Source organism: Paenibacillus sp. cl130, assembly GCF_900116035.1.
Lineage (GTDB): Bacteria > Bacillota > Bacilli > Paenibacillales > Paenibacillaceae > Paenibacillus > Paenibacillus polymyxa_B.
The window spans coordinates 394,960-408,419 of record NZ_FOYG01000004.1; the positions used below are offsets into that span (position 1 = coordinate 394,960).

Consider the following 13,460-nt stretch of genomic DNA (forward strand, 5'->3'; position numbering starts at 1 on the left):
AGGAAAAGAAATGTACAGGCAAAGCTACGGTTATCTCATTATGATGCTTGTAATGATATTGGCGTTAACTGCATGTAGTTCTTCGTCTATCCATGATTATAATAGTGCGGAAACAGCTACCGCCAAAGTTAAGCAAGAAGACGGTTACTATCCAGATAAAAAAGCAGACAAAGCCAAAAATGTTGTATCTGCTGATCCTAAACTCCTTCAGGACGACGACTTTGAGGTCTCATATCGATCACATAAGATTGATAAGAATACGGATATTAAAGAACTTATCCATAAGTGGGGTTACAGTGAAGGATTTGAAGCTAACAATAGAGGATATAATAGTGGGAATGGAACATATAGAAGATGGAGTCTGTCCTATCCTAACTATGAGGAGCCAGAAATAAGATTTGTAGTTTTATCTAAGATTGAACTTGAAGGGGAGGAACTGGTGGATGGTGAAAGCTATTTAGTAGCCGTGAGTTTGGAGAATCCCAAGTTTAAAACAAAAAGAGGCTTGAAGATCGGTGATACCCTTGGCAAAGTACTACAGCTCTATGGCAAACCGAGTATTGTAACAAATGGGAGTCTGCTTTATTCCAAGAATGGCTTACATTTGAGGATTCAGTGGGATACTGAAACGGAAAAAGTAAATAATATCTTCATAGAATATAATATGGAGAAATCCATAGAACAGCAACGTAGTGCTGATTATGTAGAAGAGGATGCTCAGCCCGACCCTGATCTAGAACCATATACTATTCAAAGGGAACAATCATTTACTACCATTCTTAATGGATGGGGAGAAGTAAAGTTTATATCCACTTTAAAAGATGAGGATACGAATGATCTGATTCAAGCAAAGTTTTTTTTGGAAGTTAACAGTGACAAAAATGTGGAAAACAAGATCCTGTACGAATTCCCCGAATTTTATGGTAACAACGGTAAAATGATTGATAGGATCAAAGCAGTAAGTTTTAAGGATTTGAATCAGGATGGACGTACGGATATTGTTATTATTGCTGATTATATCACCGGAGTTAATGCACACGGAATAGAGACACTGCCTGTCGCAGGGGTTTACTTTCAGAAAAAAGATAACACATACACTACCCTGCCTGAATTGGATAAGAGTATCAATCAAACTGGACATAACCGAACACTTCAAAATGTCATTCAATACGTAAGCAAACAACGAATAAACGTACAGTGATTAATACAAAAAGGGAGTTTTTTGAAATCAACTTTATAAAACAAAATACAATACTATTTTTAATATTGTTATTTAGTCTGCTATTGAATGGATGTTCTGAACAACCTACGAATGAGAAGCAGCAAGCAGTTGATCCCATCAAACCTAGCACTCAAATGATAGAGAAAAAAGCTGTGACTGAACCAGAGTCTGCTGCTCAAAAACAAGATCGGAATAGCAATATTGTGAATCCGATTAATAAAAGAAATGAAAATTACGCCATAGATTCTAACACATTAGATCAGTTTATAAAGAAAATCCAACCCCCAAATGAGCAGCTTCAGAAAATATTAAAAGAAGATTTGGACCATGATGGAAAGCCGGATTACGTGCTTGCTTTTGGATTAGAAAAAGAGAAAATTGACGCCATATTTGTAGTCCGGGAGGATGCTGGTTATCACATCATTGATAAATTAAAGGACCCAGTTATGGTTGTGCATCTTAATAAAGATGTGAAGATCATGAAGTTGGATCAAACAGAACAAAAATTTATCGTGGTATATTCCACTAGCGAAGTGAATGAGGCAGAAGGCTTCTCTATATTTGCTTTGTACCATAACCAAATTAATAACCTGAATTACAGTTATCCAGAAGCAACAGGGCAAGGGAGCAGGAAGCTAGAGGACATTAATAAAGATGGTGTTTTTGAGGATGTGAGTTACTACCGCTTTCAGGATACTCAGCAACATACGATAATGACTTATCAAAAATTCAACAGGACCGGACCAGAAAAAACAAAAGTACTATATGAGAATGAAAACGAAAAATTTGCATACCCCACGGTTCCCAAAGATATTATTCAAAATTATTTGGAAGATCATTATCTTATGAATCGCTTCTTGATACACTTGCCTGAAATGGCGGAATTCACTGCATTGTCGGCAAGCCCGAAAAATCATTTTGAAGATATCATTGATTTTTCCGCTATGGACTATACGGGATTAGACTTGAATGTAAAAGAGATTGCTTATGAGGCTAATCAGCGGGAGTTTTTGGTAAAGAGTAGCTCAGAAGAAGATGAATCAAACCAAGGACTTCTATTTACATTAGAAAAGCAATCAGGCAAGTGGAAGATTATGAGTATAGAGATGAATGATAAATTGTAGAAAGTGTGATATCCAGCATGAATTACTTGAAGTACGGGCGAGCTTCTTGCGTCCTATTACTACTCATTTCCTGTGTAGTGCTGAATGGGTGCATGAAGGGACAGGATTCTCCAACAACTAAAACAAATCATGCGCTTTCTCTCCAAAATGACGATAAAACGATTTCCTATTCGAAAAAGTTGGATACGTTAGTGAAAAAACTTCATATAGTCAACGATGAAAATAAGGATTCTGATACCAGACAGAATAAGCTTGAGGAGTTAACACAGGAACTTAATTCGTTGTTAAACGAGCCTGAAAGTGTAGAGATGACGGATGGAGAATTAGTAGAAAAGTTCGATAATAATCTCACTATCTTAACAAAATCGTTTTCGTTAAAAAGCGGGCAGCTAAACGTTAGGGTTATGAATTATAGAGCACCTAAAACGGTGACAGGTACGATCGGAGATAAATACACATTTATTCAGTGGTGGAGTACGAAACGACTTGTACATGCCCAGATGATTGAGGATGGCGGGCCAGAATTGACTACAGACTTCGTGGTTCGGGATTCAGACCAAGGAATACAGTTGTGGTTAGGGGGGTATGTCTCCATATATCATCCAGACCCCGTATTTGTTGATCTGTGGGAGTTGTCTGGACAAAAGTGGACGGAGAAAGGCATAAATGTAGGTAAGATGAAGCTCCCGAATGCGTGGGAATTGAACAAGGATATGAATGAGCCCATTATTTTAGAGAGTCGACAACATGATAGCATAGGTATCGAGGTTTTAGACCACGGTGATGGTTTCTTCATAAACAGTGATGATTCTGAACAGAACCTTATCATTGAGTTCTCCAAAAGTGGAGAAGTCCGTATTGATTCCGAATATAGCATCGCCTCGAATACTCATAGTGAACCGCAAAGCTATGAATTCATTCAAGAGAAATATTCAGAAAATGGGATCGTGATTAGATACCCTCAAATTTCAAAACTCAAGGATATTGCAAAGCAAAAATATTTAAACCAAATTCTTAAGACCGAAGCTTTAGAAGGATTACAAGACTATGCGGATTCCAATTCTGGAGTCCATGTCGAAATTGATTATGAGATCAAACGACAAAGTGAACGATTCTTGAGTGTTCAATATACGGGTATTCATTATGTGAAGGACGCAGCCTATCCTACTCATATGTTTTATACGACGAACCTGGATATGAAGCAGGTTTCAAGAATAAGATTGAGGGATTTGGTAAAGATCGAGAAACCTTTTATTGAGCTTATAAAAAGCGGGAAGATTACAGCTGTTCAGCCGGAGCAACAAGGGTTAATTGGTGATTTCACAAAAGATGATTTGATTAAACTGTTAACAAATGCGGATGTAACCAAAGGTTCGCTTGCGGAAGTAGAAATGGAATCGTTTAGTTATTTCACAAATGATTCATTGGGGGTGAGTGTACCTATGGCACATGTGGTAGGGGACCATGCGGAGTATGAAATTCGTTTTGCACAAATTCCAGAGAATATCAGGCAGAATGAGGAACTATGGAGTGAGCTAAGTTCTGTTGAGGATCAGTCTGTTTCCACAGTTGGCGGTGAAAAATTGGATACCGACCAGTATGAAGTTGAAGAGTCACAGTCTTTTCAAACTACTCTTGAAGGCTTTGGGAAAGTAAGATTTGTATCCACATATGGATATCCGGAAGGTCTTCGTAAATTCTTTTTCTTTCTATTAGATGATCAAGGACATATTTTATACTCATTCCCAGAGTTCTACGGGAACCATGAGTGGGTAGCGCGATTTGGAGGCGTAGAAGCGGTGGCCTTCAAGGATGTAAATAAGGATGGATTGAAGGATGTTGTCGTCATTGCCAATGTTGATAATGGGATTCATGGACCTGGTAGAGTTGATGAATTCCCTATGGCCGAGATATATTTTCAGAAAAAAAATAAAACCTTTACCACGCTCCCTGCATTGGATCAGGCTCTCAACGATCAGGAGCATAATCAAACTGTTAAAGATGTCATTCAGTACGTAAGCAAACAACGGATAATTGTAAACTAACCGACAAAAAGGGGCAGAGACATGGGATATCCAATCATAAAGTATAACGGAACGGTTTTATCTCTTAAAAATCCGAAAGTTAAAGTTGTACAGAAAATGAATGAGCATGTGAAAGTCTTTTTGACAGGTGTGTTAACGGGTGCCCAAATGGAAGAGTACACAGATCATATGGAGGCAGGGGCTAAGTTAGTCGTTTCTTATGTGAATGATGATCAAAAGCAGATTGTATTATTTAGGGGATTAGTCATGCAGTTCAGAATCAAGTTGGTGTCCAATGTAGCCTATTTGGTCGTCGAAGCCCTCTCCTATACAAGCCAGCTGGATGAAGTGCTTCATAGACAATCTTTTCAAAATGTGAAGATGAAGGTGCAGGCATTACTTGAACATGTACTTAAATCATATCCCAAAGCCAATTGTACGAGCCGCTTAAAAGATCAGCTTTTACAGGAATTTACGATGCAATTCGACGAAACGGACTGGTCATTTCTAAAACGTATAGCGTCTCGGCTTGGTTGGGGACTGATACCTGATCCGATTGGAGACAAACCTCAGTTTTATTTTGGATTACCGGATGGTGTCAATCAAGGTGAGCTAAAACAGTATAACTACTCGATGACCAGAAAAACCAAGCCAGGGGCCAGCAAGGACGACAATCTTTTGTATTACAAAGTACAAACGACAGGGGCCAAAGATGTTCTGCTGCATATTGGCGCAGAGGTCAAATTCAAAGGAAAAACCTTATATGTCCTGCAATCTGTTGCGTTTATACGGCATAGTGTCTTGTGGCATGAATATGTGCTGACTACATCGGATGGAATGAAACAGGATTTGATTTTAAATGAGAGCATTCGTGGCATATCATTGAAGTCCAAGGTCATTGGAATCGAGCAGGATCATGTAAAGGTTTTCTTTTATGAAATGGATAAGGTCAAGCCTAACGTCAAGGAAACCTTCGCTTTTCCAACGGCTACATTTTATACATCGGAAGGGAATACGGGATGGTACTGCATGCCAGAGTTGTTTGACTTTGTAGATATCTACTTTCCGACCTCTAAAGAAAAAGACGCCATTGTAACTCACTCGATCCGAAAGAGATCCAAGGGCGGTGACTTTATTAAGGACCCGTCGACGAAAATCTTTATGACCAAGTACCGCAAAGCCATTATATTTGAGAAAAATGAAATTTTAATCACGGGGAACGACGATGAAGTGGTGATTCGACTGCTGGATGACCATGGAATTGAACTGCGAAGCAAAAAGGATATCCGTGTAAAAGCTGACGGGAACCTGGTGTTCAATGCGGGTAACACAATACAGGTCACCGCGAAGGATGCCATCGGCTTAAAATGTAAAACGAGTTTGGTAGAAATGGATGGTAACATCAAAATGACTGGAGAAAAGATTAAGACGCAATAACTAATCCATCGTGAAAGGGTAAAGAATATGGCTAAAGAAACTACAGGAGCAATTGTAAACGAGAAACTGCCTACCCAAGAAGATATGATTCAAGAATGGAAACGTAAAATAAGCAAAGGCGAATATCCTTTTATTCATGTAACTAAGCATAGCACCAAAGGTGAAGAGCGTTAAAGATGGTTAGCAACAAGTAAATAAGGCTCCTAAGGAGCCTTATTTGAATTTGATGATCTATACCCTTTTAGCACTATTATGTAGCCGTAAAGGTGAAGTTTATTAACTACATTTGTCATTGCATACTCTTTAGTAGTACAAATTAAAAATGGTGTTCATCTATGCAATTTTCACCTAACATACAGTTACAAAGACCTATTCTACATAAACTATGTACTGTGACCAGATATACTGTATCCAATGACTTTATACTTATTTTTCCTCTCGGCTATATCGCTCGCAAAAAGGATGCACTATAATTATACTACTTCTTAATTTGGGAAAAATTAGACTTTAACATTTATAATAGTCCTTCTCAGGAAGAAGGGGTCTTGTATTTGGGGACTTCACTGTCGATAAACCAATCTGGCCCGGAGACGTCGATCACTTCTTTGGTTTTATAATTATAGTAGATGGTAATTTTGTTGTCTTCGTGGCCTTTAATGTGCCCATACAAATAAAGCCTGGAGTGGACAGCAGGATCATCCACAGCATAATCCTTTAATATGAAATCGGCATTATAGTGTTCTTTAATAAACTCCACACCGATGGGAGTGGCGACGTCTACTAATTCTTTTTTCTCTTTGTCGGACAAGCTGGAACAACCTCCTAAATACATAATAATTAAAATAAGTGCCAGAATCAGTGGGATTTTTCTGTTCAAGTTACAATTCTCCTTTTCTGGTAATCACCTTTTTTCATAACTCTATAATATATTTACACAATAGACAAGGTGGGAATAACTTGACCTTCACTAACGATAAAACATACTGGACCATTGCGGATAGAGTTTATGACCGAGAGTTGACTGCCAAAGATTCTAAAAGCAGAATTCTTCCTGACTGGAAGATTGTTGAGCCTGAAGGAGCTATGCTACATGATACGAACGGTTCTGGATTCGATGCGACTGTATTCCTTAACGAGAAGACCAATCAGGTGATCATCGGTTATAGGGGTACAGAACCTCCAGATCGCCCCAAATGGAGCGTGGCAATGGACTGGGGAACGGATATCAGCGATGTCGTCGGAGGACGCGCAAAAACGTTGGAAGAAGTCCATCAATATTATGAAAATAATAAGGCAGAGGTGGCTAAACTCCCACCACAAGTGCAAAGTGCATTTCTTCAATATGAGGAAAAGTATCAGAATAATCAATTTACACAAGCTGAGAATCTGTATGATGTCGTAAAAAAACAGTATCCCTCTGCTGAAATAACGACCACAGGCCATTCTCTAGGAGGAGCGGAGGCAGAATATGTGGCGGTGCGGAATGGACTGACATCAGTCGCTTATAATCCACCAAGTATTGTACATCTGTTACCGGATGATCTTCAAAAGAAGGTGGAAAATGGCGATTTTCGAAAGACGAATGTCGCTTATGTCAATCCGAAAGATACTATCGGTTCGGGAGCTAATGATGCACAGCCACATGTGGGTACAACCTACTTTATAGACAATGATTATAAAACGGCTAATAAAGCCAAAATCACTATTCCTGTTTCATTACCAGTCGAAAGAGAAAATAAGTGGGCTAACTTTTTTTTGGGGCCCAAATGGTCTCCCATTGTGTATGTCCCGATTACGTTACCTATGATGCAGCAAGATCCTATTACAAAGTTCTATAATTCGGTAATGGGAGAAGCAACACATAGCATGGATCATTTCACATTTGATGAAAATGGCAATATCAGCAATCCGCTGTACACCATGGACGGTCAATTGGTGGAAGGCAATCCACGGGTGCAGGCGTACGAGCAAATGCTGGCCGCGCGAGCAGAACTCAAGGAAGTCATGGGCGACCTGGTTGAACGCTACGGTGGACAAATGGGTGCTTTCGGGCAGTTTGCTGCTACTACACTGGGAGTGAATCTGATGGGAGAAGGACAGCAAAATGGTCGCACCCATGGTGGGGCATATTTTGTGGGCAACAAAAATGGGGGCACAATTCAATTAACACCTGAGGAGCTAAAGCATGCGGCTAACCAGATGCGTTCCAGCCTGCATGGGTTCTCTAGCGATACCCGAGCATCCATCCAGTTATTTCAGGCTCATATCGGGACAAGTGAAAGTCAGTCTTTGACCCCAATTGCGCATAGTGCAACGGCAACGCTAGATCGGATTAATCGCTGGTATCAAGAATCAATTACGGAGATAGCAGAATATATAGATCGCAAGGGTCAGGAATTCACGATGGTGGATCAGTAAAAGATCAGCTGTAAGAACACAACAGGGGGCAAAAGAGATGGGCAGAATATCTTTGAGTCTGGGGGATCTGCGAAGGGCTGTACAGCAATGCGAACAGCTAAAGCAAAGACTTCAGCATCAGGAGCAGCAGATGAGAAATATATATGGTCGTCTGCAAGACTGGAGGGGCGAATCGGCTGCTGAATTAACACGTAAAATGGAGACGTTTCTCCAAGGCACAACTGTACGAATACAGGAATTGGACGATCATAAAGAGCAGTTGAAACGTTATATTCGGAAAATGGAAGAAGCTGATCGACGTGAGGAGAGACGCAAACGGGCTGCACAATGGTGATACAGGCGGACTGCAATAGTTAGGAGAACATCATGAAAGATCAAAACGCATTTGTCATTTTACTTATATTGAATATCGTTTATGGCTTAACGTTATTTGCCTATCCGGTCATGCTGATGGTGGTCGCATTTTCTTTCGATGCACCAACAGCTGGAGATTATCTCATCAGTTATATTTTTGCCTATGTCATAATGAGCTACCCGATAGGAGTATTTATCTCATGGAGCTGTTGGTATTTTTATCATCGTTATGCTTTTAAGAAGGCGTATATCATAGCTAACTTTATGCTGCTGTGGCCAGCTACTCTTGTCGTGTCCTCGTGGATTCAATCGGCTTTTTCTTGAAGGGTTCCCATCTGGCCAGTCAGCTATATAACATAAAAAAACCGTACAATCGCTAGGGGACTCCCGCGGGGTATGGTTAAATGCGTTTAAATAAAACTACATATATAGTAGAAGAAAAAAATATTCTCCCAGAGTGATGACGATAACGACTTTGTAGTCTACTTTAATTTTCCTGCGGGGAATATAGCAGTGTTCGGAAACTTAAGGGTTAGACGAAAAAGTGTAAAAATGTTGAAAAGCTACAAAGTTCGACATATTGTTCGCTTTTTCGCATCATATGTTATTGAATTAGGGATTTTTGTTTGCTATTTATCGTATATTTATGTATAATCTATCGTGTTGAAAGATTGATTGTACGTAATATGCTGATGAGGGTGGGTTCATTGACGCTGCTCGACAGTAACGAAAGCAAGAAGCGGATGTGCCAGATTTACAATGAAGTTTCAAAGGAACTGTTCGGCTTCGGGACCACGCTGCTGCGGGCCACCGTTGAGAACAACATTGTTACCTTTGTGGCGAAGCACCGGCGTTCTCCACGCTCGGCGGCATTGGAAGTGGAAGCCCCCGGCTTGAAGCTGGAAGTGGATTTCCGAATGTCCATGCTGTACAAGAAGAGACTTCGCGAGAAGCTGATTGAGGATATGGAGCTCGATATAGAGGCTTTACTGCGCGATTATGATGCAGCAACGCAGTGGGCAATTACGAACATCATACTGAAAGAATCCTAATAAAATTGGATATTCGGCTTTTCGCTTCGGATCTATCTGAGGGGAGAACCTGTTATAACGCGCAGCGGGATCAACTTATTCTTTGTTTACGAAGAAAAGTATTCTTGTTTTACAAGAGTACTTTTCTTTTTTGTGTCATAAGGTGTGCAGAATAAAAAAACAGGGGGAGTTTCATATGAAAAAATGGTTTAAAGGATTTATGGCTGTGACCTTGGCATCTGTGGTACTGGCAGGTTGCGGCAGCAATGCTACTGGCGGGCAGACAGATGGAAAAGATGGCTCAGCTGATGGGAAAAAGAAACTAGTTATTTCAACATGGGGCTTTTCCGAGGACTTTTTTAACAAAGAAGTGTACGAGCCTTTTGAAAAGGAACATAACGTTGACATCGTAGTCGAAATTGGAAATAACGCAGAACGGCTGAACAAAATCAGTCAAGGCAGCACAGACGTCGATCTGATTTATCTGTCTGATTATTATGCTCAACAGGGAATTCAACAGGGATTGTTTGAGAAGCTGGATCGCAGCAAGGTGCCAAACCTGAACCAAATTTATGACATTGCCAAAGCACCGCTGGGTGAAGAGTATGGTCCTGCTTATACAGTTGGGCGCCTCGGTATTGCCTATAATCCGGAGCTGGTGAAAAAGAATGTGACCTCTTGGGCTGACCTGTGGGGCAGTGAGTTCAAAGGAAACGTGACTCTGCCGAACATTACGGCGACTGCCGGACCAATGATGGTAGATGCAGCCTCCAAAGTAGCGGGTAGTAAGGAGTTTAATGAAGACCAAGCCTTCGGAAAACTGAAAGAGCTGAGTCCGAATATCGTTAAGTTTTATAGTAAAACGTCCGAGTTCGTGAACATGTTTAGTCAACAAGAAATTGCGGGCGGTCCGATCATGGAAATGTACTTCAAAGATTTGCAGGCGGCTGTGCCAGGAGCGAAATTTGTAGCTCCTAGTGAAGGTGCTTACGCAGTAATGAACACGATTAATGTAGTGAAAGGCTCCGACCAGAAGGAGCTGGCTGAGGAATTTATCAACTGGCAGCTGAGCAAGGAAGTTCAAGAAAAATCTGCCAAGGCAAAGGTTGATTCCCCGGTGAATACGCAGGTGGTACTATCCGGTGCGGATACAGAGGGAATTACGTACGGTGCGGATGTAGTGAACAAGCTGACCAAGCTGGATATGAAGTTCGTTAACGATCATATCAAGGCATGGACAGATCGCTGGAACCGGGAAGTTGCACAATAATGAAAAAGGTCATATTAGATGTAGATACGGGCATTGATGATGCGTTGGGTATTTTACTAGCGGCCAAAAGTGGTCAGCTGGATATCCAAGCGATTACTACAGTATGCGGTAATGTTTCACTTAAACAAGCAACATTGAACACATGCAAAATCCTCGACCTTTTGGATAGACCGGATATTCCGGTTTATCGGGGGGCAGAGGCTCCCTTAATACGTAAAGGTCTGCACGAGCACCGTGTCCATGGAGAAGACGGCATTGGAGGTGCATTGAGTGGAGTAGTACCAGCCATGTCTGCGTCCGAAGGTTTTGCACCGGATATCATCATTGATACCGTGATGGCTCACCCGGGGGAAGTGACGCTCATTTGCACCGGCCCACTCACCAATCTGGCACTGGCGCTGCTCAAGTGTCCCGAGCTGACGGATCACGTCAATGAGGTCATTTTTATGGGCGGTGTTATTCACGGATGCGGCAATATTACACCTGTAGCGGAGTACAACATGTATGCTGACCCTGAAGCCGCACGAATCGTATTTCATGCAGGATTTGGTCGATTGATACAGGTGGGACTGGATGTAACACGGAAGGCTCTGCTGACTGCGGATCATATTGCTCGTCTGACCCGCCCAGCAATTCGTAATTATGTAGCTGAAAGCACGGCCGTTTATACCAAGCGTTATGAAGAACGCAACGGGGTAAAAGCGTGTGCGCTTCATGACCCGCTTGCCGTGGGTGTCGCGTTGAATTCGAGGTTAGTAAATACCTCGCTGTTGTATGTCGACGTGGAAACCTCGAGTCGCATATGTGATGGACAAACAGTGGGCGATGTACAGAACCGCCTCAATCATAGCCCTAATATGACTGTGTGCGAACAGGTGGACAGCGAAGCTTTTCTGGAGCTGTTTATCCAGGTGCTGAATAAGGAATAACATTTTGATAACCGCAAGGAGCTACCCATGAAGAAAACATACTTGTATTGGCTGCTGCTGCCAGGTCTGCTCTTTCTGGCGGTGTTCATGGTCATTCCGATTGTGTTGACGATCGGTTCGACCTTCGTACAGAACAGCTCATTCACCCTAGAAGGCTATCTCCATTTCTTCAAGGACCCTTATTTTCTGAAAATATTGCTGACTACGCTGGAAGTCAGTGTCGTAACGACACTTGTGTGCGTATTACTCGGCTTCCCGACGGCTTATTATATTTCGCAAAAGGCCCCGCGTCGTAAAGGGATTTTGCTAGCGCTGGCTATCTTCCCCTTGTTGACGAGTCCGGTGGTGCGGTCATTCAGTTGGATGGTCATTCTGGGTCGCAAGGGGCTGTTAAATAACGTGCTCATCGGTTTAGGACTCGTGGATGAGCCGCTGAATATTTTGTATACTCCGGCAGCGATGATTATTGGTCTGGTTCATTTGTTTTTACCGCTGATGATTATTTCACTGATTGGTGTACTCGAAAATATCGACGGTGATCTTGTTCATGCTGCTCAGAGCCTCGGGGCCTCCAGATTCAGCGCATTTCGTAAAATCGTATTTCCGCTGTCTGTGCCGGGCCTGATCATTGGAAGCATTCTCGTTTTCGTAGGCAGTCTGACTGCATATACGACACCAGCACTACTTGGAGGAAAACAGCGGGTTATCGCTACATTTTTGTATCAGAACGCGATGACGCTAAACGACTGGTTTTTAGCTTCTGTTATTGCAACAATTATGATTGTTATTACATTTATCGTGGTCGGTCTCTTAAATAAGGCGGCCCATAAACTCAATCCGAAGGGGTAGGTGGATATGCGGGAGAAACATTACGGACTAGGCTTCTTTAGCCTGCTGGTCTTCATCTTTCTGCTCGGTCCGCTGTTGATCATATCGGTCACTTCTTTCGAGCCGGGCACGGTGTTAAAATTTCCTCCGCAGGGCTTTTCTTTGCGCTGGTATGAAAATATTTTTGAAGTGGATTTGTTTATGTCCACGTTCAAAACGTCCATTGTCGTTTCTCTGCTAGGCAACATCTTGGCACTGCTGATCGGTATGCCTGCCGCCTATGCACTTAGTCGTTTTTCGTTTCGCGGGAAGGATGCGCTGAATGCTTTGTTCCTTTCCCCGTTGCTTATACCGGGTATTGTTCTTGGTTTTACACTGCTGCGCTATCTGATCATTGTTTACCATTTACCAGTATATGCTGGACTATTGATCGGACATACGGTGATTATGCTGCCGTTCATTATTAGAGTCATTGCATCCAGTTTGTCTAACTTTGATTTTGCGATTGAGGAAGCAGCGCTTAGTTTAGGGGCTGGACGGCTGGAAACCTTTTTCAAGGTGGTTCTGCCCAACATCCGCTCAGGTATTATTGCGGCTATCCTGATTGCCTTTCTGGAATCATTCAACAATGTCGACATTTCCGTCTTTATGACAGGACCGGGCTTCAGCACCCTGCCCATTCAAATGCTGACTTACGTCGAAAATTATTTTGACCCGACGATTGCGGCGATTTCGGTTATGCTGATGATTTTGACCGGTATCCTGATGTTCTTGATTGAACGACTGATGGGATTGTCTTACTTCACTAAAAGGTAATGGAGGC

Annotated in this window: 14 protein-coding genes; 13 read left to right on the forward strand and 1 reads right to left on the reverse strand. The window is 41.9% G+C overall.

The annotated features are described in order from the left end of the window. Positions 1 to 10 precede the first annotated feature (10 nt). Genes BM358_RS14130 through BM358_RS26510 form a run of 5 tightly spaced genes read left to right on the forward strand, consistent with a single transcriptional unit; the run spans position 11 to position 5,981 of the window. Complete coding sequence (locus BM358_RS14130; RefSeq protein ID WP_028540775.1) at positions 11 to 1,201, forward strand: hypothetical protein; 1,191 nt, start codon at positions 11 to 13, stop codon at positions 1,199 to 1,201. Beyond that, a complete protein-coding gene (locus tag BM358_RS14135; RefSeq protein WP_241392001.1) occupies positions 1,198 to 2,346 on the forward strand; it encodes a hypothetical protein in 1,149 nt (382 codons plus the stop codon). The genes BM358_RS14130 and BM358_RS14135 overlap by 4 nt, the downstream gene beginning before the upstream one ends. A gap of 17 nt (positions 2,347 to 2,363) precedes the next feature. Beyond that, positions 2,364 to 4,391 (forward strand): polysaccharide deacetylase family protein, encoded by a 2,028-nt coding sequence (locus tag BM358_RS14140; RefSeq protein ID WP_028540773.1) that lies wholly within the window; start codon positions 2,364 to 2,366, stop codon positions 4,389 to 4,391. 21 nt (positions 4,392 to 4,412) lie between these two features. Further along, positions 4,413 to 5,807: a hypothetical protein gene (locus BM358_RS14145; protein WP_028540772.1), complete on the forward strand. Its 1,395-nt coding sequence runs from the start codon at positions 4,413 to 4,415 to the stop codon at positions 5,805 to 5,807. Between the two features lie 27 nt (positions 5,808 to 5,834). Continuing rightward, positions 5,835 to 5,981 carry a hypothetical protein gene (locus tag BM358_RS26510; RefSeq protein ID WP_177235824.1) on the forward strand — a complete coding sequence of 49 codons (147 nt, stop codon included), beginning with the start codon at positions 5,835 to 5,837 and terminating at the stop codon, positions 5,979 to 5,981. Positions 5,982 to 6,336: 355 nt separating this feature from the next. Here the strand turns inward: BM358_RS26510 and BM358_RS14150 are convergent, their stop codons facing one another. Next, positions 6,337 to 6,684: a hypothetical protein gene (locus BM358_RS14150; RefSeq protein ID WP_028540771.1), complete on the reverse strand. Its 348-nt coding sequence runs from the start codon at positions 6,682 to 6,684 to the stop codon at positions 6,337 to 6,339. An 80-nt stretch (positions 6,685 to 6,764) separates the two neighbouring features. Between BM358_RS14150 and BM358_RS14155 the strand changes: the two genes are divergently transcribed. From BM358_RS14155 to BM358_RS14190, 8 genes are all read left to right on the forward strand, one after another. Beyond that, positions 6,765 to 8,225, forward strand: a complete 1,461-nt coding sequence (locus BM358_RS14155; RefSeq protein ID WP_028540770.1) for a lipase family protein — start codon at positions 6,765 to 6,767, stop codon at positions 8,223 to 8,225. A gap of 37 nt (positions 8,226 to 8,262) precedes the next feature. Then, positions 8,263 to 8,559, forward strand: coding sequence for a WXG100 family type VII secretion target (locus BM358_RS14160; protein ID WP_028540769.1), 297 nt, complete (start codon positions 8,263 to 8,265; stop codon positions 8,557 to 8,559). Between the two features lie 32 nt (positions 8,560 to 8,591). Further along, positions 8,592 to 8,903 (forward strand): hypothetical protein, encoded by a 312-nt coding sequence (locus BM358_RS14165; protein WP_028540768.1) that lies wholly within the window; start codon positions 8,592 to 8,594, stop codon positions 8,901 to 8,903. A gap of 383 nt (positions 8,904 to 9,286) precedes the next feature. Further along, on the forward strand, positions 9,287 to 9,631 hold the full coding sequence (locus tag BM358_RS14170; RefSeq protein WP_023990832.1) for a hypothetical protein: 345 nt from the start codon (positions 9,287 to 9,289) through the stop codon (positions 9,629 to 9,631). 175 nt (positions 9,632 to 9,806) lie between these two features. After that, positions 9,807 to 10,880 (forward strand): ABC transporter substrate-binding protein, encoded by a 1,074-nt coding sequence (locus tag BM358_RS14175; RefSeq protein WP_028540767.1) that lies wholly within the window; start codon positions 9,807 to 9,809, stop codon positions 10,878 to 10,880. Next, positions 10,880 to 11,809: a nucleoside hydrolase gene (locus tag BM358_RS14180; RefSeq protein ID WP_028540766.1), complete on the forward strand. Its 930-nt coding sequence runs from the start codon at positions 10,880 to 10,882 to the stop codon at positions 11,807 to 11,809. The genes BM358_RS14175 and BM358_RS14180 overlap by 1 nt, the downstream gene beginning before the upstream one ends. Positions 11,810 to 11,836: 27 nt before the next feature. Next, entirely contained in the window at positions 11,837 to 12,658 is an 822-nt protein-coding gene (locus BM358_RS14185; protein WP_013312457.1) for an ABC transporter permease, read from the forward strand. Positions 12,659 to 12,664: 6 nt separating this feature from the next. Continuing rightward, entirely contained in the window at positions 12,665 to 13,453 is a 789-nt protein-coding gene (locus tag BM358_RS14190; protein ID WP_013312456.1) for an ABC transporter permease, read from the forward strand. Positions 13,454 to 13,460 lie beyond the last annotated feature (7 nt).